Annotated in this window: 22 protein-coding genes; 4 read left to right on the forward strand and 18 right to left on the reverse strand. The window is 72.7% G+C overall.

The genetic code is table 11. From position 1 onward, the window contains the following. The first annotated feature begins 140 nt into the window (after positions 1-140). Both ACW9J6_RS31065 and ACW9J6_RS31070 read left to right on the forward strand, forming a co-directional pair. A complete protein-coding gene (locus ACW9J6_RS31065) occupies positions 141-458 on the forward strand; it encodes a (2Fe-2S) ferredoxin domain-containing protein (protein ID WP_457120182.1) in 318 nt (105 codons plus the stop codon). Beyond that, entirely contained in the window at positions 455-1,540 is a 1,086-nt protein-coding gene (locus ACW9J6_RS31070; protein WP_457120183.1) for a lysylphosphatidylglycerol synthase domain-containing protein, read from the forward strand. Before ACW9J6_RS31065 ends, ACW9J6_RS31070 begins: the two co-directional genes overlap by 4 nt. Here ACW9J6_RS31070 and ACW9J6_RS31075 read toward each other — a convergent pair. The 10 genes from ACW9J6_RS31075 to ACW9J6_RS31120 form a co-directional block, all read right to left on the reverse strand. After that, on the reverse strand, positions 1,524-4,070 hold the full coding sequence (locus tag ACW9J6_RS31075; protein ID WP_457120184.1) for a histidine kinase dimerization/phosphoacceptor domain -containing protein: 2,547 nt from the start codon (positions 4,068-4,070) through the stop codon (positions 1,524-1,526). The genes ACW9J6_RS31070 and ACW9J6_RS31075 overlap by 17 nt on opposite strands. Before the next feature lie 95 nt (positions 4,071-4,165). Next, positions 4,166-5,557 carry a dihydrolipoyl dehydrogenase gene (locus ACW9J6_RS31080; protein WP_457120185.1) on the reverse strand — a complete coding sequence of 464 codons (1,392 nt, stop codon included), beginning with the start codon at positions 5,555-5,557 and terminating at the stop codon, positions 4,166-4,168. 151 nt (positions 5,558-5,708) lie between these two features. Next, a complete protein-coding gene (gmk, locus tag ACW9J6_RS31085) occupies positions 5,709-6,368 on the reverse strand; it encodes a guanylate kinase (RefSeq protein ID WP_457120186.1) in 660 nt (219 codons plus the stop codon). An 81-nt stretch (positions 6,369-6,449) separates the two neighbouring features. Further along, the gene (locus ACW9J6_RS31090) at positions 6,450-7,325 is read right to left on the reverse strand and encodes a YicC/YloC family endoribonuclease (RefSeq protein WP_457120187.1); all 876 of its coding nucleotides are present in this window, start codon (positions 7,323-7,325) and stop codon (positions 6,450-6,452) included. 9 nt (positions 7,326-7,334) lie between these two features. Continuing rightward, positions 7,335-8,696, reverse strand: a complete 1,362-nt coding sequence (gene mltG / locus ACW9J6_RS31095) for an endolytic transglycosylase MltG (protein ID WP_457120188.1) — start codon at positions 8,694-8,696, stop codon at positions 7,335-7,337. A gap of 383 nt (positions 8,697-9,079) precedes the next feature. Beyond that, positions 9,080-10,339 (reverse strand): beta-ketoacyl-ACP synthase II, encoded by a 1,260-nt coding sequence (fabF, locus tag ACW9J6_RS31100; RefSeq protein ID WP_457120189.1) that lies wholly within the window; start codon positions 10,337-10,339, stop codon positions 9,080-9,082. Between the two features lie 78 nt (positions 10,340-10,417). Beyond that, positions 10,418-10,654 carry an acyl carrier protein gene (locus tag ACW9J6_RS31105; protein WP_012333004.1) on the reverse strand — a complete coding sequence of 79 codons (237 nt, stop codon included), beginning with the start codon at positions 10,652-10,654 and terminating at the stop codon, positions 10,418-10,420. A 237-nt stretch (positions 10,655-10,891) separates the two neighbouring features. After that, positions 10,892-11,632: a 3-oxoacyl-[acyl-carrier-protein] reductase gene (fabG, locus tag ACW9J6_RS31110; RefSeq protein WP_457120190.1), complete on the reverse strand. Its 741-nt coding sequence runs from the start codon at positions 11,630-11,632 to the stop codon at positions 10,892-10,894. Between the two features lie 16 nt (positions 11,633-11,648). Further along, complete coding sequence (fabD, locus tag ACW9J6_RS31115; RefSeq protein ID WP_457120191.1) at positions 11,649-12,584, reverse strand: ACP S-malonyltransferase; 936 nt, start codon at positions 12,582-12,584, stop codon at positions 11,649-11,651. 101 nt (positions 12,585-12,685) lie between these two features. Beyond that, on the reverse strand, positions 12,686-13,573 hold the full coding sequence (locus tag ACW9J6_RS31120) for an undecaprenyl-diphosphate phosphatase (RefSeq protein WP_457120192.1): 888 nt from the start codon (positions 13,571-13,573) through the stop codon (positions 12,686-12,688). Positions 13,574-13,810: 237 nt separating this feature from the next. On the opposite strand from ACW9J6_RS31120, the gene ACW9J6_RS31125 reads away from it, so the two are divergent. Together ACW9J6_RS31125 and ACW9J6_RS31130 are read left to right on the forward strand one after the other, a co-directional pair. After that, the gene (locus ACW9J6_RS31125) at positions 13,811-14,158 is read left to right on the forward strand and encodes a hypothetical protein (protein WP_457120193.1); all 348 of its coding nucleotides are present in this window, start codon (positions 13,811-13,813) and stop codon (positions 14,156-14,158) included. A 34-nt stretch (positions 14,159-14,192) separates the two neighbouring features. Continuing rightward, positions 14,193-14,894, forward strand: coding sequence for a hypothetical protein (locus ACW9J6_RS31130; protein ID WP_457120194.1), 702 nt, complete (start codon positions 14,193-14,195; stop codon positions 14,892-14,894). A 281-nt stretch (positions 14,895-15,175) separates the two neighbouring features. Here the strand turns inward: ACW9J6_RS31130 and ACW9J6_RS31135 are convergent, their stop codons facing one another. The 8 genes from ACW9J6_RS31135 to ACW9J6_RS31170 form a co-directional block, all read right to left on the reverse strand. Then, a complete protein-coding gene (locus ACW9J6_RS31135; protein WP_457120195.1) occupies positions 15,176-16,516 on the reverse strand; it encodes an ABC transporter ATP-binding protein in 1,341 nt (446 codons plus the stop codon). A gap of 27 nt (positions 16,517-16,543) precedes the next feature. Beyond that, positions 16,544-18,322: an ABC transporter permease gene (locus ACW9J6_RS31140; RefSeq protein WP_457120196.1), complete on the reverse strand. Its 1,779-nt coding sequence runs from the start codon at positions 18,320-18,322 to the stop codon at positions 16,544-16,546. A 116-nt stretch (positions 18,323-18,438) separates the two neighbouring features. Next, positions 18,439-18,678: a hypothetical protein gene (locus ACW9J6_RS31145; protein ID WP_457120197.1), complete on the reverse strand. Its 240-nt coding sequence runs from the start codon at positions 18,676-18,678 to the stop codon at positions 18,439-18,441. Positions 18,679-18,967: 289 nt separating this feature from the next. Continuing rightward, entirely contained in the window at positions 18,968-20,203 is a 1,236-nt protein-coding gene (locus tag ACW9J6_RS31150; protein ID WP_457120198.1) for a UDP-3-O-acyl-N-acetylglucosamine deacetylase, read from the reverse strand. A gap of 390 nt (positions 20,204-20,593) precedes the next feature. Next, on the reverse strand, positions 20,594-20,863 hold the full coding sequence (locus ACW9J6_RS31155; protein ID WP_457120199.1) for a hypothetical protein: 270 nt from the start codon (positions 20,861-20,863) through the stop codon (positions 20,594-20,596). Positions 20,864-21,255: 392 nt separating this feature from the next. After that, the gene (locus tag ACW9J6_RS31160; RefSeq protein WP_457120215.1) at positions 21,256-22,437 is read right to left on the reverse strand and encodes an efflux RND transporter periplasmic adaptor subunit; all 1,182 of its coding nucleotides are present in this window, start codon (positions 22,435-22,437) and stop codon (positions 21,256-21,258) included. Further along, complete coding sequence (locus ACW9J6_RS31165; RefSeq protein WP_457120200.1) at positions 22,404-22,598, reverse strand: DUF1656 domain-containing protein; 195 nt, start codon at positions 22,596-22,598, stop codon at positions 22,404-22,406. Before ACW9J6_RS31165 ends, ACW9J6_RS31160 begins: the two co-directional genes overlap by 34 nt. 4 nt (positions 22,599-22,602) lie before the next feature. Then, positions 22,603-24,633, reverse strand: a complete 2,031-nt coding sequence (locus ACW9J6_RS31170) for an FUSC family protein (protein WP_457120201.1) — start codon at positions 24,631-24,633, stop codon at positions 22,603-22,605. Positions 24,634-24,675 lie beyond the last annotated feature (42 nt).

A 24,675-nucleotide genomic window follows, 5' to 3' on the forward strand; every position in this document is an offset into this window, starting at 1 on the left:
CCAGATTCTTGCCGAGGCCGGAGCTGTCGCACGGGAGGGCGTCGCCGCCCGGTCCGCCGCGCGATGCCGCGTTGCGGTCCCGATCCCGGCCGGCTAGGCGAACGGCGCGTGCCGGCGCGGCACCAGCGAGCGGAGTGAGCGTGGGCGAGCGACCGGACCGGCGAATCGCGAAGGCGGCCACGGCCCCGTGGGCGGAGGTCGTCCTGGTCTGTCGCAAATGTGCGAAGCGGCAGGGCCTCGGCGGGAGCGTGCGCCGAGACCTCAAGCGGGCGTTCAAGCGCGGCCAGGCGGAGCGCAAGGTGCGCGTGGTCGAGACCGGGTGCCTCGGCCTCTGCCCGAAGCGCAGCCTCACCTTCGCCACCGCGTCCTCGCTCCGGGCCGGCCGGCTCGTCGTGGTCGACCCCGCCACCGGGGCCGAGGCGATGGCGCGGCTCCTCCTGCCCGACGAACCGCGATGAGACCCGCCGCCCTCGCCCGATTCGCCCGCGGCGCCGGCCGCAGCGTCCTCCGGCGCATCCCCCTGATCGGGGCCGCCGGCGGGCTGATCCTTGCCCTCTGGCTGGTGAGCACCCACGATCTCGGCGCGGTCGCGGCCGCGTTCGGCCGGGTCGGGCCGGCCGGTCTCCTGGCGGTGGTCCTCGTTCGGACGGGGATCGTCCTCACCTGCGGCCTCGCCTGGGCACGGGTGGCGGACGAGAGCCGCGTCGGGCTCGGGCCCTACCTCCTGCTGCGCTTCGTCCGCGAGGGCGTGAACGTGCTCCTCCCGGTGGCCTCCGTCGGGGGCGAGGTGCTGGGCGGCCGCCTTCTCACCTTCTGGGGCGTCCCGGGACCGCGGGCCGCCGCCGGCATCGTGGTCGATCTCTTCTTCCAGATCGTGGGCCTCGCCCTGTTCGCGCTCCTGGGCGTCGTGCTCCTGCTCGGGGTCGAGGGCGAGCAGGCGGCCCGCGTCGCGCGCTGGTGCACCGAGGGCCTCGTCCTCGCGACCCTGGTGCTCGGTGCCTTCTTCGCCCTGCAGCGCTTCGGCGGCGCGGGCCTGATCGAGCGGCGCGTGACCGCGCTCGGCCGCCGCTTCCTCCGCGAGGCCTCCGGCGACGCCCCCGACCTCGGCGTGCAGCGGGCGCTCGACGCGCTCTGGGACCTGCGGCGCTGGCGCCCCCTCGCCGAGGGATTCCTCCTGCACCTCGCCGCGTGGCTCGCCGGCGCCGTCGAGATCTGGATCGCCCTCGCCTGCATGGGCCATCCGGTCACCCCGGCCGAGGCGCTGGTGCTGGAATCGCTGAGCCAAGCCATCCGCTCGGCGGCCTTCCCGGTGCCGAGCGGGCTCGGCGTCCAGGAGGGCGGCCTCGTGCTGCTCGGGGGCCTGTTCGGGATCGATCCGGGCACGGCGCTCGCCCTGTCCCTGGTGAAGCGGGTGCCGGACGTGGTGATCGGCCTGCCCTCGCTGCTGCTGTGGCAGGCGATCGAGGGGCGGCGTGAACTCGTCGCCCGCCCGGCCTGCCCGGCGGAGCCGGTCGCGCGCGGGCCTACGCCGTCACCTTGAAACAGGCGCCGAGGCAGGGCTCGACCTCGATGCGGGCGTTGATCTGGTCGAGCATCGCCCGCACGAGTTTCATGCCGAGCCCGGTGCCCTGGGACGGCACCTCGGCCCAATCGGCGGGCAACCCCCTGCCCTCGTCGCGCACGGAGAGGCTGACCCGGCCCTCGGATGCCGCGCCGACGCTGACCGAGACGCGGCCGCCCTCGTCATAGGCGTACTTGAACGCGTTGGTCACGAGTTCGGTGGCGATGAGCGAGAGGGCGACCGCCTTGCGGTAGGGGACCATCAGGCCCGGCTCGGCGGCGAGCGAGAGGGTGTGGCGCCCGCTCGCCATCACCGAGAGGTCGGAGCACAGCGTCTCGATCGTCTGCCCGAGATCGACCTCGCCGACGCTCTCGGTCTGGTAGAGGCTGTCATGCACCCGCGCGACGCTCATGACGCGGCCGACCGTTTCCGAGAAGGCCTGCCGGGCGGCCGGGTCCGTCACCTGGCGCCGCTGCATGTGCAGGAAGGCGGAGACGATCTGGAGGGAGTTCTTGACCCGATGGTCGATCTCCTTGGCGAGGAGGTCCTTCTGCGCCAGCAGGGCCTCCTTCTCCACCAGCAGGGCGGTGAGTTCCGCGATCTTGCGCTGCTGGCGCAGAACCACGCCCTCCACCGCCTGGGCCAGGGCCTCGGCCATGCCGATCTGCCAGGACGCGAAGGGCTCGGAGGCGCCGCGGCGCTCCTCCACCCAGCGCTCGAAGGAGCGCCGCGGCAGCACCGTGGCGGTGCCGGCCGCCGCGAGGACGGTCTTGCGGGGATCGCCGCCCCAGGTCACCGTGCTCGGCACCTCCGGCCGGAACCACAGCAGCAGGTGCTCCCGGCCGGGATCGGCGAAGGCCGCGAGCACGCCGCTCGCGAGGGCGGTGTAGGGCCGCGTGGGCGGATGCTCCGCCGGGAACTCGGCGCTGGCGAAACTGCTGCGGTCGGCGGGGAGCGTCCCGCGCAGGTGCCGGGCGATGGCGAGGATCGCCGCGTCGGGCGGCGCATCGCCCAGACGCCGGACCTCGTGCCGGGAGACGATCGCGGCCCCGGTGGCGCCGAAGAAGGCGAGCAGCGTCGTGTCGCCGCCGGTCAGGGCCGTGAGCACGTCGTCCGACCCAGCAAGCTGCCGGACGAGGCGCGATTCCGCGGCGAGGTGGTCCTGCTGCTCGCGCCAGCGCCGCCCGGTCTCCAGTTCGTGGATGCGCAGCGCGAAGGCGTCGGTCAGAACCGCCGCAGCGGCCCGCGTGTCGGGCGTGACGTAGTGCGGCTTGCGGTGATGGCCGATCATCAGGCCCCAGAGCCGGCCCTCCACCAGGATGGAGACCGACATCGAGCCGTTCACGCCGAGATTGCGCTGATATTCCAGGTGGATGGGTGAGAGGCTACGGCTCTGCGCGAGGCTGAGGTCGACCGGGCGGGTCTCGTCCGGGATCGCGAGCAGCGGCACCGGCACGTAGTCGCGGTCGATCACGAAGCGGCTCTTCGCCCGGGTGTAGAGAGAGCGGGCCTGGGCGGGGATGTCGGAGGCCGGAAAGTGCAGGCCCAGGAGCGACCGGTTCCAAGCAGGGTCGCGATCCTCCGCGACGGCCTCGCCGTTCCAGTCGGGGTCGAAGCGGTAGACGAGGACGGCCTCGAATCCCGTCAGCCGCCGCACCTCGCGGGCGGCCACATGGGCCGCGCCGGCGAGATCGGCGGCGGCCCGCAGGCGGTCGAGCCCGGCGGCCACATCGGGCAGGCTCGCGGTCGCGAAATCCTCCGGATGGCGCGGCAGCCGCTCGAGTTCGAGGAGGAGGCGCCCGTCGAACAGGTGGGCCGTCAGGTCGAACGGCACCTCCGAGGGACCGAGCCTCAGGGCGAGGCGCAGCGTTCGGTCCGGGTCCTCCTCCCGCGCGAGCGCCCGGACGGCATCGAGGACGGGTGCCGGGAGCCACGCGTCGAGCGGCCGGCCGAGGGGCGAACCGTCCAGCGCCTCGGTGGCGTTGGCGCTGCAGGCCGTCACGCGCAGCGTCCCGGGGGCGGCGGCGAGCAGCACCGCGTGGGGCTGGATCGCGCCGGGAACGTGGATCGGCTCGCGCTCGCAGGCGCCCGGATCGATCGGCTCGGCGCGCACCCGCTGATCGATCGCGGCCCGCACGGCCTCCCGCTGCGGCGAGACGGCGATCCGAGCGAGCGGCTCGGTCACGATCCAGTAGCGGTCGGGCGCCTGGGATCGCGTCAGCGTCACGCGCACGTGGAGGGGTTGCGGATCGAACCCGTAGGCGAAGGTGAAGGTCTCGGCGAGATCCCCGCGCCGGACGCCGTCGCGGAAGCGGCCGTAGAAGGCGGGGATGCGCGTGCAGGGCGCCACGTCGCAGAAGAAGTTGCGGCCGATCACGGCGTCGGGTGTGCGGCCGGAGAACCGGCTCTCCGCGCGGTTGTACAGCCGGATCGTCCCCTCGGAATCGACCAAGATCACGCCCGTCGTGAGCGCGTCGATCTCCGACGGATGCAGGGCGTCGAGGCGCACAGCGTCCGGGGAGAATGGGTAAACGGAATCGAAAGACGTCACAGCGACCTATTCCTAGAGGCTTAGGTCGTTGGGGGAAAGTGCTCGATCCGGGATCATCGGCCCCGTCGCCCATGCCGGGCGATCGTCTCGAGGGCGCCCGTGAGCCCTTCCTCGACGGTCGGATGGTAGAAGGGGCGGTCGAGCATCGCGGCCGCATCCCAGCCCTCGCGCAGGGCTGTCACGAGGAGGTGGCCGAGGTGCTCGACTGCCGGCCCGATCATCTCCGCACCGATCAGGCGCCCGTCGCGGGCGCCGTAGAGGCGGGCCATGCCGTGGGCGCGGCCGTCGATGCGCGCCCGGCCCTGATCCGCGAAGGAGACCTCGCCGATCCGCCAATCCGCAGCGGCCTCCGGATCGAAGGGATGGCCGATCACGGCGATCTGCGGGTCCGTGAACACGAGCGCGAAGGCCGGCCAATCCGACGGCCGCCCCGGCGCCCGCGGGTTCGCGGCGTTGCGCCCGGCGATCTCGCCCTGGCGCGCCGCCTCGTGCAGGACGGGGCGCAGCCCGTTGGCGTCGCCCGCGAGGAAGATCGGGGCGTCGCCGCAGCGGAGGGTGACGGGATCGACGGACGGCATCCCCGACCGATCGAGGGACAGGCCGGCCCGGTCGAGGGCGAGGTCGCGCAGGTTCGGCGGCCGCCCCGCCGCCGCCAACACCGCCGCGAAGCGCGCCTCACCGGCACCGCCCTCGCCCTCCCAACGCAGCCGCAGGCCGGCGCCGTCCAGCTCCGCGCCGACCACCGTGCTGCCCAGGCGCAGGGAAACCTCGCGGCCGATCAGCTCCGCCGCGCAATCGGCGACCACGGGATCGCGCAAGCCGCCGATGCGGCGGGATGGGTCGATGAGCGTCACCCGCACGCCGAGCCGTGCGAAGGCCTGCGCCAGTTCCAGCCCGACCGGCCCGCCCCCGAGCACCGCGAGGGTCTCCGGAAGTGCGTCGATCTCGAACACGGTGTCGGTGGTGAGGACGCGCGACGTCACGTCCCGCAGCGGCGGCGGCAGGGCGGGGCTCGAACCCGTGGCGATGACGACGGCCCGCGCCTCCACCCGGACATCCTCGCCGACGCTCAGCGTGGTGGGACCGAGGAAGCGCGCCGCTCCCTCGAAGCGCTCCTCGGGCGCAATCCCGTCCTGGTCCGCCAGGACGGCGGAGACGAACCGGTCGCGCTCGGCGCGCATGCGCGCCAGGACCCGGCGGCCATCCACCTCCACGCGCGGCACCTCGATCCCGAACAGGCCAGCGCCCCGTGCGTCGTGGGCCGCGCGGGCGGCCGCGATCAGGAGCTTCGAGGGCATGCAGCCGACCCGGGCGCAGGTCGTCCCGCCCGGCCCACGCTCGATCAGGACGGTCCTCGCCCCCTCGGCCCGCGCCGCCTTGCGCGCCGCGAGGCCGGCCGTGCCGGCGCCGATGACGGCGACGTCGCAGGTGACCTCCCGCGTCATGCGCCGAGGCTCCGGGCCGGACTCGGCCCGGACCGGGGACAAAAGCCCGCGCGCGCGCAACAGCGGATGCCGGTCGCCGAATGATCCATCGTGCCGCAATCTCTCGTGACCGAGAGGAAGTGCGATCGTCTCCGTTTGGTTCCCGGCCGCCTCAGACCGGCGTCGGCTCGGCGAGAAGGCCGGCCACGAAGGCGTCGAGCCCGACCTGCCGCTCGCGCCGCAAGCGCTCGGCGGTGAGGATCGCCTCGAGGGTCTTGAAGGAGCGGTCGAGGTCGTCGTTGACGAGGACGTAATCGTATTCCGTCCAGCGCTCGATCTCGGTCCGGGCGTTGCGCAGGCGCCGCTCGATGGTGTCGGACGAGTCCTCGGCCCGGCGCTCCAGGCGGCGGCGCAGTTCGGCCATGCTCGGCGGCAGGATGAAGATCGTCACCACGTCGTCGCGCAGCTTGGCGCGAACCTGGCGGGTGCCCTGGTAGTCGATGTCGAAGATCATGTCGCGCCCGGCGGCCAGCGCCCGCTCCACCGGCCGGCGCGGCGTCCCGTAGAAATTGCCGTGCACCTCCGCCCATTCGAGCATGTCGTCCCGCTCGCGGAGGGTCTCGAAGGCCTCGCGGTCGATGAAGCGGTAGTGCTGGCCGTCGATCTCGGAGGGCCGCCGCGCCCGCGTGGTCACGGAGACCGAGAGTTCGAGGCCCCATTCGGGCTGCTGGGCGAGCGCCCGGGTCAGCGTGGTCTTCCCCGCCCCGGAGGGCGAGGAGAGGATCAGCACCAGACCACGCCGCATCACCGCCACCTGCGTCCCCTCGTTCATCAGCCCGTCGTCCCCTGGGGGCCCTCGCGCCACCACCCTACCGCCCCGCGGGTTAAGGAGCGGCGACGGGCCCGCCGTTCCCTACTCGACGTTCTGCACCTGCTCGCGGAATTGCTCAACGACCGCCTTGAGGTCGAGGCCGATGCGCGAGAGCGCGACGTCGTTGGCCTTGGCGCAGAGGGTGTTGGCCTCCCGGCCGAATTCCTGGGCCAGGAAGTCGAGCCGGCGCCCGACGGGGCCGCCCGCCTCCATCAGGGACCGCGCCGCCGCCACGTGGGTGTGCAGCCGGTCGAGTTCCTCCCGGATGTCGGCCCGGGCCGCGAGCAGCACCGCCTCCTGGTGCAGGCGGGCGGGATCGAAGCCGGCCACCTCCGTCAGCGCGGCCACCTGCGCGGCGAGCTTTCGGCGGATCGCCGCGGGCTGGCGCGCCTCGCAGGCATCCGCCGCCGCCGCCAGATCCGCGATCGCGGCGAGCTGGTCGGCGATCACGGCCGCGAGCGCCTGTCCCTCCGCCCGGCGCGCACCGACGAGGGCGTCCGCCAGACGGTCCGCCGCCGCCGCGAGGTCCGTCTCCAGGAGCGCGGCATCCTCCCGCACTTCCTCGGATTCGATCACGCCGCGGACCTGCAGGAGCCCGTCCAGGGTGGCGGGCGCGATGCCCTCGGGCCGCTTCAGCCGGCCGACCGCATCGAGGAGCGAGGCGAGCAGCGCCTCGTTGATCCGCACCCGCGGCGCCGTCTCGGCCCGCGACAGAGTCAGGGTGAGCTGGCACTGGCCGCGGGCGAGGCGCTTCTGCAGCTTGCCCCTCGCCTCCTCGCCCAGCGCCTCGAAGCCCGGCGGCACGCGCAGCCGGACCTCCAGCCCGCGCCCGTTCACGCTGCGGACCTCCCAGGCCCACTGGACCGGGCCGGTCACCCCGGCCTCGCGGGCGAAGCCCGTCATGCTGGCGATGGACATCGGTGGCCGTCAGGGATTGCGCAGGACCGGAACGGTCTTCGGGTAGGTGAGGTCGTAGGTCTTGTTGCGCAGGGGGTCCTTGGCGGTGCCCTCCGAGGCGTCGAAGGCCCTCGATCGCGCACCCGACGGGTCGCTGCCATCATAGGCCAACGGCGCCGCGCCGAGGCCGCGCGTCGCCGGCAGCGCCGAGGGATCCGCGGTCGGCGGCTCGACCTTGTCGACGGAGGCGGCCGGGTCGGTGGCGGACTTCGCCTTCTCGGCCGCCCGCCAGCGGGCGACGTTGCGGTTGTGCGCGTCGAGGCTCTCCGCGAAGGCGTGGCCGCCGGTGCCGTCCGCGACGAAGTAGAGGTCCTTGGTGCGCGACGGGTTCGCCACCGCCTCCAGGGCGGCGCGGCCCGGATTGGCGATCGGTCCGGGGGGCAGGCCCTCGATCACGTAGGTGTTGTAGGGGGTCGGCCGGTCGATCTCGGAGCGCAGGATGCCGCGGCCGAGCGTGCCGCGTCCCCCGACGAGGCCGTACACGATGGTCGGGTCCGACTGGAGCTTCATGCGCTTCTGCAGGCGGTTGACGAAGACGCCCGCGACCCGGGGGCGCTCGTCGGCGCGGCCCGTCTCCTTCTCGACGATGGAGGCGAGCGTCACCATCTCCTGGGGCGTTCTCACCGGGACCTCCGGCGAGCGGCGGTTCCAGATCTGGGTCAGCACCTCGCGCTGCTTGGCCCGCATCAGGTTCAGGATCTTCTGCCGGCTGTCCCCACGCTCGAACTTGTAGGTGTCGGGCAGGAGCGAGCCCTCCGGCGGCGTCTCGACGATGTCGCCGGTCAGGATCTCGTTCTCGTTGAGCCGGGCGACGATCTGCTCGCTGGTCAGACCTTCCGGGAAGGTGATGGCGTGCTGGACCGGGCGGCCCTGGATCAGCGTGTCGATGACGTCGTCGATGCTGGCATGGGCCTTGAAGTTGAACTCGCCGGCCTTGAGCGGCTGCTTGCGGGCGAAGCGCGCCGTCAGTTCGAACAGGGTCGGATGCTCGATGACGCCCTCGCGGGCGAGCAGCGTGCCCATCTCGCCGACGCTGGAGCGCGCCGGCACCACCACGACCTTGTCGTTGACGAGCGGGCCGGCCTCGTTGATCTGGCGGTCGAGCACGACGAGGCCGAGCATCGCCGCGAGCCCGAGCACCGCGAAGAGGGTGAGGAAGCCGCTGACCGCCGAGAGCACGCCGCCGCGTTCTCGCGTCGGCGGGGCGGGCGCCTGGGGCGCCGCCGTGGGCTTGATCGCCTCGCTCGGGCTGCGGGGCGCGAGGCGGCTCGGCGGGGCCGGCTGGTCCGGCGCGCTGGGCGCGGGCGCGTCGGTTCTGCGTTTACGAAACATGGCGGTCCTGTCGTGGCGCTTCCCCGGGCGGGGAACGCGCGCCTGCCGGGCCCGCGGGTCCGGGACCGCGCGACCCTACCAGCCTTTATGGCGAAATGGAGCCGGGAGCGTCGTCCGGCCGGCTTTCGGGCCACCCGATCGCCGAGCGCACGATGCCCGCACGGGACCCTCTCTCGAGGAGATTATCGCGTGCACGATGTTCCGTGACACGCTCATCAGCTGAAGGGATCGGGAAAACACAACACTCCTCATGCTGAGGAGCCCGTTGCGAAGCGTTGCGCCCACGCGCGCCTGCGTGAGGCGGAGGATCTCCGCGCCACGATCCTGGAAACCGGGTGCTTCACATCTCGCAGCAACGACGATGCGCGGCGACCGCGTTCGATTTAGTCCACCCGCCGCATGATCAGCGAGGCGTTGGTGCCGCCGAAACCGAAGGAGTTCGACAGGACCACGTCGACCTTGCGGCGCCGCGCCTCGTGCGGGACGAGGTCGATCGCCGTCTCCACCGACGGGTTGTCGAGGTTGAGCGTCGGGGGAACGACCTGGTCGCGCAACGCCAGCACCGAGAAGATCGCCTCGATCGCGCCCGCCGCCCCGAGCAGGTGGCCGGTGGCGGACTTCGTCGAGGACATCGAGGCGCCCCTCGCCTCCCCGAGCAGCCGCTCGACGGCCTTCAGTTCCAGTTCGTCGCCGAGCGGCGTCGAGGTGCCGTGGGCGTTGATGTAGTCGATATCGGCGGGTTGGATGCCGGCCCGCTTCACCGCCGCGCTCATGCAGCGATAGGCGCCGTCACCGTCCGGCGAGGGCGAGGTGATGTGGTAGGCGTCGCCCGACAGGCCGTAGCCGATCACCTCGGCGTAGATCTTGGCGCCGCGGGCCTTCGCGTGCTCGTACTCTTCGAGGACGAGCACGCCGGCCCCCTCGCCCATCACGAAGCCGTCGCGGTCGCGGTCATAGGGTCGCGACGCCTTCTGCGGCCGGTCGTTGAAGCCGGTCGAGAGGGCGCGGCAGGCGGCGAAGCCCGCGAGCGAGAGCCGGTTGATCGGCGACTCCGCGCCGCCGGCCAGCATCACGTCCGCGTCGCCGAGCGCGATCAGGCGGGAGGCATCGCCCACCGCGTGCGCGCCCGTCGAGCAGGCGGTCACCACCGCGTGGTTCGGACCCTTGAGCCCGTGAGCGATCGACACCTGGCCCGAGGCGAGGTTGATGATGCGCCCCGGGATGAAGAAGGGCGAGATCCGCCGCGGCCCCTTCTCGAACAGGGTCACGGAGGCATCGTAGATGCCGCCGATGCCGCCGATGCCCGAGCCGATCAGGACGCCGGTGGCGCACTGATCCTCGTGGGAGGTCGGGTGCCAGCCGGCATCGTCGAGGGCCTGGGCGGAGGCCGCCATCGCGTAGACGATGAAGGGATCGACCTTCCGCTGCTCCTTCGGCTCCATGTAGGCGTCGGGGTTGAAGGCGCCCTCGCCCGCGTTGCCGAGCGGGATCGAGCAGGCGATCTGGCAGGCGAGGTCCGAGACGTCGAAGGCTTCCACGCGGGAGGCCCCGCTCTGCCCCTCGATGAGGCGGCGCCAGGTGATGTCGACACCGCTTCCGAGCGGCGACACCATCCCGAGGCCCGTGACGACGACCCGACGCATCGCGTTATCCCAAACCGATCCCGTACTGAAACCCGCCCGGCCCTGGGGCCGAACCGCTCGCTCCCCGACGCGGGGACGTCAGCCCGAGTTCTTCTCGAGGAACTTGATCGCGTCGCCGACCGTCTGGATCGTCTCGGCCGCGTCGTCCGGGATCTCGACGTTGAACTCTTCCTCGAACGCCATCACCAGCTCGACCGTGTCGAGGCTGTCGGCCCCGAGATCGTCGATGAAGTTCGCGTTCTCGGTCACCTTCTCGGCCTCGACGCCGAGGTGCTCGACAACGATCTTCTTCACCCGGTCCGCGATATCGCTCATCTGATGGTCCTCGGTCTTCTCGTGGTGAGGGAGGCGCCGCTGCCGATCAGCCGACGATCCCCGGGAAGCGTGTGATTGCGGCCGGTTCCGCCGGCCGCGCGGTGTGATGGGAAGCCGCACGCGGCCGGACCGCTCAATCCCCTTGCGCGGCCGGCCGGGTGCTTAACACAGCGCTTCCCCCGTGGCGAGGGCCGGTTCAGCGGCGGTTCAGGGGCGCGGGAGCCCGGTGCGACGACCCTAGAGCATCGCCATGCCGCCGTTGACGTGGAGGGTGTGCCCGGTGACGTAGGCGGCCTCGTTCGAGGCGAGGTAGACGGCTGCCGCCGCGACCTCGCTCCCCTCGCCCAGGCGCCCCATCGGGACGGTGGCCAGGATGCCGGCGCGCTGCTTCTCGTTGAGCGCGTCGGTCATCGGCGACGTGATGAAGCCCGGGGCGATGCAGTTCGCCGTGATGCCCCGGCTCGCCACCTCGGCGGCGAGCGCCTTGGTCAGGCCGACAAGGCCGGCCTTGGCGGCGGCGTAGTTGCCCTGGCCGGCATTGCCGGTCGCCCCCACCACCGAGCCGATATTGACGATGCGGCCGAAGCGGCGGCGCATCATGCCCTTCACGGCCGCCCGCGACAGGCGGAAGGCGGCCGTGAGGTTGACGGCGATCACACTGTCCCACTCCTCGTCCTTCATGCGCAGGAAGAGGTTGTCGCGGGTGATGCCGGCGTTGTTCACCAGGATGTCGAGCCCGCCCAGGGCTTCCTCGGCCGCCGGGACAAGTCCCTCGACGGAAGCGGTGTCGGCGAGGTTCGCCTCCAGGAGATGCACCCGCTCGCCCCCGAGGTCGGCGGCGAGCGCCTCGAGCGCCCCGCGGCGCGTGCCGGAGAGGGCCACTTGAGCCCCCTGTCCGTGGAGCGCGCGGGCGATGGCGCCGCCGAGGCCGCCGGTCGCGCCGGTGACGAGGGCCTTGCGGCCGGTGAGGTCGAACATCGTGGGGATCACTCGCTTACAGGCTGAAGGCGGCGATGTCGGCCGGCGCGCCGATCGGGGCGGCACTCGCCCCCGGCGCGATGCGCTTGACGAGGCCCGTGAGAACCTTGCCGCTGCCGACCTCGAAGAAGGCGTCGATGCCGGCCGCCGCCATCGCGCCCACGCATTCGCGCCAGCGCACCGTGCCGGTGACCTGGCGCACGAGGGCGTCCCGAATCGCCGCCGGCTCGCTGATCGGGGCGGCGAGCACGTTGGCCATGACGGGGACGCGCGCGGCCACCAGCCGGACCTGGTCGAGTGCGGCCCGCATCGTCTCGGCGGCGGGGCTCATCAGGCGGCAATGGAAGGGCGCCGAGACGTTGAGCATCACGGCGCGCTTGGCGCCGCGGCCCTGGGCCAGGGCCACCGCCCGCTCCACGGCCGCGCGGTGGCCGGAGACCACGACCTGCCCGGCGCCGTTGTCGTTGGCGACGTCGCAGACCTCGCCCTGCTCGGCCTCGCCGGCGATCTCCTCGACGGCCTCGATCTCCAGGCCGAGGAGCGCGGCCATGGCGCCGGTGCCGAGCGGCACGGCCCGCTGCATGGCCTCGCCCCGCAGGCGCAGCAGCCTCGCCGTATCCGCGATGGTCAGGGCGCCGGCCGCGGCGAGCGCGCTGTACTCGCCCAGGGAATGGCCGGAGACAAACGCGACGTCGCGGGCGAGGTCGAGCCCGCGCTCGGCCTCCAGCACCCGCACCACCGCGAGGCTCGCCGCCATCAGGGCCGGCTGGGCGTTCGCCGTCAGCGTGAGCTCTTCGGCCGGTCCCTCGAACATCAGGCGGGAGAGGGGCTGTCCCAGCGCCTCGTCCACCTCCCGGAAGACCTCGCGGGCGGCGGGATGGGCCTCGGCCAGGGCCGCACCCATGCCGACGGCTTGGCTGCCCTGGCCCGGAAAGATGAAGGCGCGCGACACGGCTGCGGTTTCCTGCCCTGCGAGTTAGTCCGTTCGGTTGGGGCGCGCACGTCGCACCGCGCGGCGCGCCAGTCAAGCGCGGCCGCACCAACTTCTCGGCCTCACGGCGCGAGCAGCCCCAGATGCAGGGCGACGAGGAGCCCGATCCCGAGGGCGATGCGGTAGATCACGAAGGGCCAGGCGGAGAAGCGCTCCAGCACGCGCATCAGCAGCCAGATCGCCGCGAAGGCCGACACGCTCGCCACCGCGAGCCCGACCGCGAGCACGCTCCAGCCCGTCGCGCCGAGCCCCGCCTTGTGCAGGATCCAGATCTCGCGCAGGCCCGCGAGCAGGATCGCCGGCAGGCCGAGGAGGAAGGAGATCCGCGCGGCGTCCGCCCGCTGGAAGCCGAGCATCAGCGCGCCCGTGAGCGTCGAGCCCGAGCGGGACACGCCCGGGATCAGCGCTCCCACCTGCGCGACGCCCACCGCCAGCATGTCGCGCAGCTTCGCCGATTCCGCCGGCCGGCTGTGGCGGGCCGCCGCCTCCGCGAAGGCGAGGAGCAGCCCCATTACCACGCAGGCCCAGGCGATCACCGGCAGGGTGCGAAGCGGCGAGTTGCAGGCGTTCAGCACCGGCGAGAGCAGCACGCCCCCGATCACGATCGGGACCGTGGCGAGCACGATGCCCACGGCGAAGCGGAACTCCGTGCTGTAGAAGTCGCGGCGCATCACCGCGCCGACCGAGCCGACCGTGATGTCGCGGACGTCCCGCCAGTAGTAGCTGACCACCGCGGCGAGCGCCGCGAGTTGCATCGCGGCCGAGAAGGCGGAACCTGGATCCTGCCAGCCGAGCAGCCCCGGCACCACGCGCATATGCGCGGTCGAGGAGATGGGCAGCAATTCGGTCAGGCCCTGCACCACGCCGAGCACCGCCACGCGGGCGTAGCCGAGCGCCACGAACCCGGTATCGACACCCTGGACGCAGGCCTCCGTCGTCCCGCTCGCCATCCGCCAATCCCCCGCGCTGACAATGCCCCTGGGCGAGCCCCGCGGACCGCCCGGCGGCGCCTTCAACGCGAGCAAAGTGACCGGTTGAAGGCAGGGCCGCGCCACAGGTTCGGGGGCCATTCCAACCTTGCCGCCGATCGCGTTTCCGAAGACAAGGTGAGCCGCCAAGGCCGCGGCGGTCCCGGCTCGCCAGTGCCGGCCGCCTCTGCCATAGGTTATCGTTGCTGAAGGGATCGCATGCGGTGGGTCGCTTCCGCGGTCGTCCGGCTGGTGTTGCTGGGCCATGTCGCCGCGGCGCAGGCCGCCGAATGGCGCTTCTGCTACGGCACGGAACCGGCGAGCCGCACCTTCTACCTCACGGTCCCGTTCACCACGTCGTCCGGAATGACGGCGGTCGAGACGACGTTCCGGCAGCGCCTCGCCGCGGACGGCCTCGCGGTCGCCCAGGTGGGCTGCCCGCTCGGCGCCGACCGCAGGGATCTCGACGGGCGCATCGCCATCGCCGTGCACCACGAGCGGGAGAACGGCATGCGCATCGTCTCCCTCGACTGGCCGTCCGGGGACCCGATCGCCGCGGTGCGCTGAGCGCCGCCCCCCTCTCGCGCGCCCGAGATCCCGCATGCATCGCCACCTCGTCCACACGCGCGCCCTCGACTTCTGGTTGGCCCGGGGCGCCGTCGCGGTCATCGCCGCGCTCCAACTCCTCGTGGTCAACGACCTGACCGTCGGCCCGCGCTGGCTCGCCCCCGGACTGGAACTGGCGCTGCTGCTGCCGCTCTCGGCGGCGACGGCCTGGAACCAGCGCCGCGCGCGCCGCGCCACCACCGACGCCCACTGGCAGATCGTCACCCGCCACCGCCGCCTGATCCGGCGCGCGGCCCTGGTGCTGACGATGCTCGTGACGCTCATCAACACGCTCGCGCTGGCGGAGCTCGTCCGGGCGCTCCTCGCCGGCAAGGCCGGCAGCGCCCCGACGCTTCTCCTCGACGCCCTCAACATCTGGACGACGAACGTCATCATCTTCGCGCTCTGGTATTGGTCGGCCGATCGCGGCGGGCCGGCCCTGCGCAGCTTCCGGAGCGAGCGGGGAGCGGATTTCCTGTTCCCGCAGATGACGCTCGAATCCAAGACGTCCGACGCGCCCTTCGTGCCCGGCTTCGTCGACTACCTGTTCCTGTCCTTCACCAACGCCACGGCCTTCTCGCCCACCGACACGCTGCCGCTCTCGCAGCGGGCGAAGCTGCTGATGATGCTGGAAGCGTCGATCTCGCTCCTCACCGTCGCGCTTGTGGCCGCCCGCGCGGTCAACATCCTGTCCTGACGCGCGGCGTCCGGGACCGCGCCGGCGTGGAGGCTGTGGCCGGCCGCGTTCGAGGGTAACGAGGGCCGCGGACGCGAGATCCGATCGTGCCGCACCTGCCCGCCCCGCCGTGGCCCTGCGGCGCGGTCGATGGAGATCATCACGGAGGGCTCTCGACTCTCGGCGGCGCTCCGGGTCCTCTCGATGGACCTGCTGCTGGGGGGACAACGCCCACCTGATCGCGCTGGTGATCCTCGCCGACGGGGGATGGCAGCGCGGAATGCATGCCGCGCCGCCGCTCCTCAGGATGGGTTCTCGAGGCTGAGCACGCCCTCCGCCTCGTCGTAGGCGAAGACCTCCGCGTAGCGCGCCCAGGAGATCAGCGCCCGCAGCGTCCGCTCGGCGTACTCCTCCGACATCGCGTCCTCCAGCTCGTCGCGGAAGCGGCTGGCGGGCGCGCGGTGGCTGGCCCGCTCGTCGAGGACGCGGCGGATATGGGCCGCGAGCGGCACATGCGCCAGCAGGTGCTGGGCGAAGAGGCGCTTGCGCTCGTCGACCTCGCCCACCGCGAAGCGGCGCCCGTCCGGGGTGAGCCGGATGTCCCCGCCCTCGACCTCGGCGAAGCGCAGGAGCTGCAGCGTCTCGGCGATCGGGAAGAGTTCGTCGATCTCGAGCTGCAGGTCGCTCGCCAGGGCGGGCAGGTCCGCGCGCCCGTTATGGGGCGCGCCGTTCACCGCCTCCAGCATCCCGGCGAGCAGGTTCGTCGACACGTCGGGCAGGATCATCGTGATGCCGAGGCCCGGGAAGGCCCCCTCCCGCGCCGGCGTCGCCGCGCCGGAGCGCGCGGTCATGCGGGCGTAGATGTCGTCGACGAGGGCCCGGAAGGCGGGGTCGAGGCGGTTGCGCGGCTGGGGCAGCGTCACCTTGATCTCGGCGACGATGCGGCCCGGATTGGACGAGAACACCAGGATGCGGTCGGACATCAGGACCGCCTCCTCGATGTTGTGCGTCACGATCAGGATCGCCTGGATCGGCATCCGCCCCTCGATCCAGAGATCGAGCAGGTCGGTGCGCAGGGTCTCGGCGGTGAGAACGTCGAGGGCGGAGAAGGGCTCGTCCATGAGGAGGAGCTGCGGGTGCACGACGAGCGCGCGGGCGAGTCCGACGCGCTGGCGCATGCCGCCCGACAGCTCCTTCGGGTAGGCGCTCTCGAACCCGTCGAGGCCGATCAGGTCGATCGCCGCCAGGGAGCGCTTGCGGCGCTCGGCGCGCGGGACCCCAAGGGCTTCGAGGCCGAGTTCCACGTTCTCCAGGACGGTGAGCCAGGGGAAGAGCGCGAAGGACTGGAACACCATCGCGACTTCGGGGGCCGGTCCCTCGACCGGGCGCCCGCCGATCTCGACGCGGCCTTCGCTCGCCGGCATCAGTCCGGCGATGATGCGCAGGAGCGTCGACTTGCCCGAGCCCGAGCGGCCGAGCAGCGACACGATCTCGCCGGAAGCGATCTCGGCGTTGACGTCGTCGAGGACCAGGAGGTCGCTCCCGCCGCCCTTGCGGTACAGGTGCTTGATGCCCTGCGCGCGGACGAGGGCGCGGGCGGTGGTGTCCCGGTCGACGGGCAGGGTGAGGCTGGTCGCGGCCATGGCGAGGGTCTCCTGAGCGTACCGGGCTCAATCGAAGCGGAAGCGGCGCTCGGCGAAGGCGTAGAGCGGCCGCCAGATGACGCGGTTCAGGACCACGACGAACAGGCTCATCACCAGCACGCCCAGCACGACGCGGGGATAGTCGCCGGCGTCGGTGGCCTTCGCGATGTAGGCGCCGAGACCGGCCGCTTCGAGCTTGGTGTCGCCCCAGCTCGCCACCTCGGCGACGATGCTGGCGTTCCAGGACCCGCCCGAGGCGGTGAGCGCCCCGGTGACATAGTAGGGCAGGATCCCCGGCAGCACGACCTTCCCCCACCACTGGGCCGAGCGCAGGCGGTAGAGCGTCGCGGCCTCGCGCAGGTCGGTCGGGAAGGCCGAGGCTCCGGCGATGACGTTGAACAGGATGTACCACTGCGTGCCGAGCACCATCAGGGGCGACAGCCAGATGTTCGGGTCCGCGCCGGTCGCCACGATGGCGACGACCGCGAAGGGGAACAGGATGTTGGCCGGGAAGGCCGCGAGGAACTGCGCGAGCGGCTGGAGCCCCTCCGCCACGGCCGGGCGCAGGCCGATCCACACCCCGATCGGCACCCAGATCAGCGAGGCGATCACGATCAGGACCATGACCCGCAGGAGCGTGAGGCCCCCGAGTTCCACGGCCTCGCCGACGTCGCTCCAGGCGAGCGTCTCGCCCAGATAGGCGATCGCGATCCAGAGCGCGTAGACGGTGAGCGCCAGGACGCCGGCGAGCCAGAGCCGGTCCGCGAGCCGGCCGAAGCCTCGGTCCCGGCGCGCGGCCGTCGCCTGCGCCGCGCGGATCGCGCGCAAGCGATGCGGCACGAGGTGGCCGGGGAGCGCCGCCGCCGCGCGCAGCACGGCCCCGATCGCCCGCAGCGCCCGCGTGCGCCGCAGGAGGTCGTACACGAACGAGTGCGGCCGGGCCTGCGCGGCGGTCTGCTCGAAGCGGAACTTGTCCGCCCAGGCGACGACCGGCCGGAACACGAGCTGATCGTAGAGGAGGATCACGACGGCGATCGCGGCGACCGCCCAGGCGATGGCGGCGAGGTCCTTGCGCGCGACGGCGAGGGCCAGCCACGCGCCGATCCCCGGCAGGGTGATCTTGTTGTCGCCGACCGAGATCGCCTCCGAGGCGACGATGAAGAACCAGCTGCCCGACATCGACATCATCGCGTTCCACACGAGGCCGGGCATGGCGAAGGGCGCTTCGAGCCGCAGGAAGCGCTGCCAGGGCGTGAGCCGGAAGTGCCGGGCGACCTCGATGAGGTCGCGGGGCAGCGTGCGCAGCGACTGGTAGAACGAGAACGCCATGTTCCAGGCCTGCGCCGTGAAGACCGCGAAGACCGCCGCGCATTCGGCGCCGAGCTGGCGGCCCGGGAACAGGCCGAGGAAGAACACCACCGTGAAGCTCAGGAAGCCGAGCACCGGCACCGATTGCAGGATGTCGAGGGCCGGCACGATGACGAGTTCCGCCTTCCGGCTCTTGGCGGCGAGGGTCGCCACCGCGAAGGTGAAGACGAGCGAGGCCGCCATGGCCGCGAAGAGGCGCAGCGTCGTGCGCAGGGCGTAGTCGGGCAGGAGCCAGGGATCCAGGCGGACCGGGTCCGCGTCGAGGGCGGCGAGCGGCGCGCGCATCTCGTGCACGCCGTGCACCGTCGCGACCAGGCCGCCGATGACGATCACGAAGGCGGCCAGGTCGTAGATGTTCGGGATCGGGAAAGTATCGGCGGGGCCGGCGTGCCGGGGACCACGGCGCGTCGCGGCGAAGAGCGTGCGAGCATCGAGCATCGCGACCTCCTGGATGGGACGGGGACCGGCGGGCGCCGGCGGAGGGGATCGGTCGGGGCGTTCCCGCGCGCGGCGACGCGGGGGGCACGAAGCGCCGGGCGCGACGAGGCCGCGCCTCAGGCGACCCGCCAGACGGCCGGCGCAGCGGTGCGGCAGCGCCGGCCGAGCCGGACCGCTTGACGTCGTCGGTCGAGGACGGATTCGGCCTGCGTCAGGCGACACGCGCGGAGGCCGCCGTGCGGATCGAGGAACAGTGGGACGCGCCGGTCATTGGGCGCGGCGCGGGGCTGCTCCGAAGACCGGCATGCGGGGGCTGCGGACGGGCGGGCGGTCCGGATCAGGTCGAGAAGGATCATGTCTCACCTCGGTGTCGACCGGCCGCAGAGCCGACCGCGCTCGCGAGGCGCGCCTGCCTCAGGCGTTCAAGCGAGCGGCGAACGGCGCGCGCGGCGCGGTCCATCGACTGTGACTGTCGCTTGGCATGATGGAGGGCAGGTCCTGAATGAGTGCGGCCGGCGGGGATCCCGCGTCGACCGCACGGGCCTCATACTCCTCGGTTCCCCTGTGTCAATCGCAGTCCTCGGCCGTCGCCGCGGGTGGGCGCGGCACCGCCCCGGCCCTCGCGGCGACGGATGCGGCCCGAGGTCAGCTCGCGGCGGGAATCGCGGGCTGCGCGGTCGGCAGCGGGACGAGCCGCCACAGGTCCGGGCGCGCCATGAGTTCGGCCACGAACGCGAAGGTGAGCGCGTGGGTCGGGCAGTTGGACAGGATCCGCGCCCGGAGGGGCCGCCCCGCCAGGGCGAGGTCACCCAGGAGGTCGAGGACGCGGTGGCGCACCGGCTCATCGGGAAAGCGCCCTCCTCCGATGATGCGCCCGCCGACCACGATCGCGACGCGGCCTGGGCGTGCCCCGCGCAACAGGGGTTCGGAGCCGTGACCGCGCATCCGCGCCAGGGTCGCGGCCGAGAGCGGGACCTCGAACTCCGGTCGCGCCTCCACGGGAACGGTCCGGCAGCGGGCGATGGTCTGGCTGTGGAAGGAACGGTCCCACAGGCGCTGCCGAAGGCCGTCTGGCAGCAGCCGCCCGGCGAGGTCGCTGCGCAGGAGCATGCGCCAGAGCACGGAGGCGTTGCCGAAGCTGCGGCTCGGGGCGATGGCGTCGCGGAAGGTCTCCGCGTCGACCGACCCGGACCATCGCTGGATGCCGAAGCCCGGCACCCGGTCGTTGCTCACGTCGACGGCGAAGCCGTCGAAGGGCTCGCCGCGCACGAAACCGTGCCCGTCCCGCACCTCGAGCGGCCGCAGCAAGGCAATGGCGAGGCGCGGGGTCGGCTGCTCCGCGACGCCGGCCGCCTCGATCAGGTGGCACCAGGGCCGCGCCGACCCGTCGAGGATCGGAATCTCGTCCCCCGCCACGGTGATGGCGGCGTTGTCGACCCCGTAGCTCGCGAGGCTCGCCATCAGGTGCTCGATCGTGAGCAGCCTGCGGCCGCCTCCCAGGTCGATCGCGGTGTTCATGCGGCTGGGCAGGCGGGCCGCCCACGTGGCGGGCGTGTAGTCCCCGCTCTCCCCGCGGTCGCGGAAGCGGATCCCGAAATCCGGCGGGGCCGGTTCCACGATTACGCGGCACGGTCTTCCGCGATGAAGTCCCGGTCCGCGCGCCTCGAACCCGGCGGCAAGGGTCGATTGCCGCGCCGCGTCCCGGTCCAGCCCACCCGTTTGGCAGTCTCTCCCAGGTGCGCCGATGATCTGGTGCATGTCCGCCCCGACTGGCCGGCTCCGTCTCTCACGTGGAAACAGGGTCGAGGTCAAGACGGCCCCCGTGCCGTGCCACGACGGCGTTGCGACAGCCATGACCCCCGAGATGAATCGGGGAGACATCGAAGGCCGCTCGCAGTTGGACCGGCGGCCGCCCCACCAGGCGTCACTTCGCACCCGCGAACCGATCGGCCGAACCGTCGCTCATTCGCGTGCGGTCGGGCCGACAGGACTTCACACATCCGCGTGAGGTGGGTTGTTGATGGCTCTCGCGCGATGTACCGCTCACGCGCTATCGCTCCCGACAGGGGGCTGACAAAAAAAAGCCGCCCTTGAGGAGCGGCCCGAAGTCTAGGGAGGAAACGCCCAAAGAGGGCGACGTGGTCGCGACGCCGTCACGGCCACACATCGTGTGGTGACATGCTGCGCCGCACCCCGCAACTGCCCGAATGGGCGGTGCGGCCGATCGCTGCGAGGCCGGAACCATCACGATTCCGCCTCAAAGCGGGGCACTCAGCCGAGGACGGCGAGAAGCACGGCGGTCCGGATCGCGAGATGGCGGGCCGTGACGCTCACGCCCGGGTCATAGGCGACGAGGTGCGCCCAGGGGTGGCCCTCGATGGCGGCAGCGATGTCGACCGTGACGTCGTCGGCGACGAGGCGCGGCCCGGCGGTCGGCTCGGTGAGGAAATCCGCGACGGCGGCATCGATCTGCTCTCGGGTGACGATGGCGGCGCGGCAGAGGTCGGCGAGGGTCGAGGTCGTCGTGGTGGGTGTCAGCATCGCGCCGACATAGCGCGCTTCTACGGCCGAGCCATGCCGCTGATGCGCGCCCTGCCCTGCAGGAATTCCGTTTCGCGGGTGATCGGGCGCTCCTTCCCGGCAGGGGAAGGCGGATGTGCGCGATCCGGATCGAGGCCGGACGGCGGGCGAACGGAGGGCCGAGGTCGCGGGCCGCCCTATTCCGACAGCAGGGCGACCATCGAGAACAGACCCGCGATTATCAGGTTGCCGAATGTCAAGACCGTGAGCAGAGTCATGGTGGAAAATCTCCGTGCGATCGAGCTTGACGGTTAACGCGCCGCGCCAAGCCGGAGTTGCATCGTGGCTAATACGGCCTTTGCGATGCGGAGCCCGAAGCCAGGCCGGGCGGTACGGAGAGGATCGCCGGACGGTCAGCGCCGCGCGGGGGCGCGCTGCGGCGCGACCCCCTTCGGCTCCGCGGGCGCCGCGTTGATGCCGGGCGCGATCCCGGGCGCGATCTGATCGGCGTCCGGGACGGGCGCCGGCTCCGGTGCCGGGATCCGCGCCACGGTGGCGGCGCCCTCGACCGTGGTGGTGACCTCCGCCTTCTCCACGCCCTCCCGGTTCGGCTGCGGGCCGAGGCGCGCCACCAGGGCGCTGAAGACGTCGCGCAGGCGGTCGTCCCGCTGCGCGTAGGCGCCGACGGAGACCGTCGCGGTCATGCCGGCAACGAGCGGCACGCCGTCCGGGACCGCCTCGATGCGGATGCGCACCGGGACGCGCTGCGCGAGCCTCACCCAGGTGTAGACGGGGTCGACGCTGGGCAGCCCCTGGGTGCCCGGGCTGGCATTCGTCGTGCTGATGCCGCGGGTGATGCTGTCGACACGCCCGCGGATCGGCGCGTCGTACCCCATCAGGGCCGCGGTCGCGACGTCGCCGACCCGGATTCCGGCCATCTTCGTCTCCTCGAAGTAGCCGTCGATCCAGTAGGAGTCCGCGTCGATCACCGAGACGTTGCGGGTCCCCGCCGTGGCGTAGTCGCCGACGCGCAGGAGCAGGTTCGTCACGTAGCCGGTGACCGGGCTGCGGACCTGCGTCCGCGCGAGGTTGAGTTCGGCCTGGGCGACCTGGGCCTTCGCGGAGGCGAAGGCGGCCTCCGCCTGCTTGGCGACGCCGGCATATTGCTGCTTCTCCTCGATGGAGGTGGCCACGGTGGAGAGCGCCTCGCGTCGGGCCGCCTGGGCGCGCTTCACCTCCAGGTCCGCGGCCCGGGTCTCGACCTCGGCCTTCGCCGAGTCGAGGGCGATGCGGAAATCGGCCGGGTCGATCACGTAGAGGACGTCGCCCTTGCGGACGCGCTGGTTGTCGATCACCCGCAACTCGACGATCTGGCCCGAGATCTGGGGCGCGATGCTGGCGACCTGCACGCGCACCTGTCCGTCGCGGGTCCAGGGCGCCACGACGTAGAAGCGCCAGACGACGAGCGTGGCGCCGGCCGCCGCGACGAGGACGACCAGCGTCGCCAGGATTCGGAGCAGCTTGCGCCCCCGTCTGCGCCCCTCGGCCACGTCGGACTCCCCTAGATGATGACGATCAGGAGCGCGAGGAGGCAGAGATAGAGCCCGGCCTCGGCGAGCGGAGGGTTGGCGAAGACCCGCTCGAAGCGGATCAGCCGCAGGATCGGGCGCAGGCCGAGAAGCAGCAGCAGCGCCCCGGCCGCGTAGGCGACGAAGGGGGCGACGAGGACGCCGCCGAGCGCGAGGTCGCGGACCATGGGTCTAGCCGGTCGTCCCGAGGGCGAGCCGCCGGAAGACCGGCCGCTGCACCTCCAGAAGGTAGGCCGCCTCGGCGAGGTCCGCCACGGCGCGCGCGAGCGTCCGTCGCGCTCCCCCCGCGGCGAGGAGACCCGCGGCCGCCTCCCGCAACGCGCCCGGGTCGGTTGCCGCCAGGGCGCGCCGCGCCGCCGCGACCGGGCCGCGGCAGGCCGGATCCGCCGCGAGCGCATCGAGGGCCGCATGCGCGCCCGCCGCGTCGACGTCGAGGCCCGCGAGCGCGAAGGCGTGGCGCAACCCCGCCCGGTGGGCCGCGCCGTTGCTGCCGCGCCATCCGGCGAATTGCACGAGGCGGTCGCAGTCCCGCGCGAGGCGCGCCTCCGGATCCTCGGTCGCGCCGCGCAGGGAATCGGCCACGTCCCGGCGGGCCGAGAGCAGCGACCAGCGCCGGTGCTCCGCCTCGCGCACCGGCGGGATCAGGCGCAGCGTCAGGAACAGGATGATCCCGGACAGGCAGAACAGCAGGCTCGACACGACGTAGGTCTGCGGATTGTAGGGCTGCGGGTTGGCCGGGCTGAGGATCACCGGGAAGAACACCAGCAGGATGAAGCCGAGGCTCCCGGTGCGCGGGCGCAGGCTGAGGAAGCAGGCCAGGAACACCACGGGCGCCATGGCAAGGGCGAGCAGCGGGAAGCCCTGCGCGCCGTCGAGGACCAGGAACTCGACGATCCCCGCCGCCGCCGCGGCGAGCGGCAGGCCGAGCATCGCCCCCGCCGCGAAGGCGGGCGGGTTGGGGTTGATGCCGCTGAGTGCCGTGAAGGCCGCCACCTGCACGAGCGCGGTCGCCGTGGACGGCCAGCCCGCGAGAACAAAGATCGCCGCGCTCGCCAGGAAGGCGACGACGGCGCGCGCCGCGTTGCGCAGGGCGAGGCGCCGCTCGCGGTGGACCGGCAGCACCACGTCGCGCCGGGGCCGCCGCCCGGTCGCGAGGGACGCGGCCCCGTCCCGTGCCAGCCGGTCCTGGCGCAGCAGGTCGACCGCGCGCCGCATCAGCCACACGCGGTCGGGCGTCGCCGCCGCGTCGACGATCAAGTAATCGAGCCGGGCGACGAGACCGGGCAGGGCCGCCTCATCGCCGGTCAGGCCGGCCTCGACGCGGCGCGCGAGGTCGCGCGCCTCCGTGCCGCCCACCCGCCGCGCCGCGACCGCGAAGGCCCGCGCCGCCGCCACCGCGGCGAGGACGGCCGCGATGGCGCTGCGGGCGCCGGCCGCCCGCGCCTCGCCGTCGTGGAATTCGGGCGCCACGGCCTCGATCGAATCGCGCGGCGCCGAGGCCCGGCGCAGGACCGCGACCGCCTCCTCCGCGCCGGGATCGCCCTCCCGCACGGCCCGGAGCGCGAAGGCCCGGGCGGCCTCGATCGCCTCGCCCACGCCCTGGCGCAGCTGCGGGAAGACAGCGGGCGCCCCGAGCGCGTCGTTGACGAAGGTGACCGCGATGATCCCGAGGGTGACGGCCGCCGTCCGGGCGACCCCGTTCGCGAAGACGGATTGCGGCGAATCGATATTCGCGATGGCGATGATCGCGACGGTGTAGCCGGACAGCATCGCGCCATAGGCCCGCACACCCTGCAGGTAGCTGCCGGTGAACACGCAGATCCCGAGCCACGCCGCGAAGGCGATCAGCATCAGGGTACGGTCCTGCCCGAACAGGGCGGTGAGCAGGAGCGCGACGGCGAAGCCGATGAGCGTGCCGAGGAACCGCGACAGCGCCTTGGCCAGCGCCTGCCCGCGCCGCGGCTGGGCCAAGATCGCCACGGTCACGGCTGCGGAGGAGGCGCTCTCCAGTTCGAGCCAGAACCCCGCGTAGAGCGCCAGCATCATGGCGAGCCAGATCCGCAGGGCGTAGAGCCAGTCGGACAGCGGCCGCGGGTCCAGCCGATCGAGCACGGAGTCGACGAACCCGGCGCCGCCCGAACCCGGCGGGACCGGCTGGTCTGGCGGCGCGTCGGCCGCGCCGCGCATCGAGGCATCGGCCATCCGTTCGTTCCGCTCGACCCGTGCCCGCCTTAACCCGCCGCC

Source organism: Methylobacterium sp. JK268, from assembly GCF_054052225.1.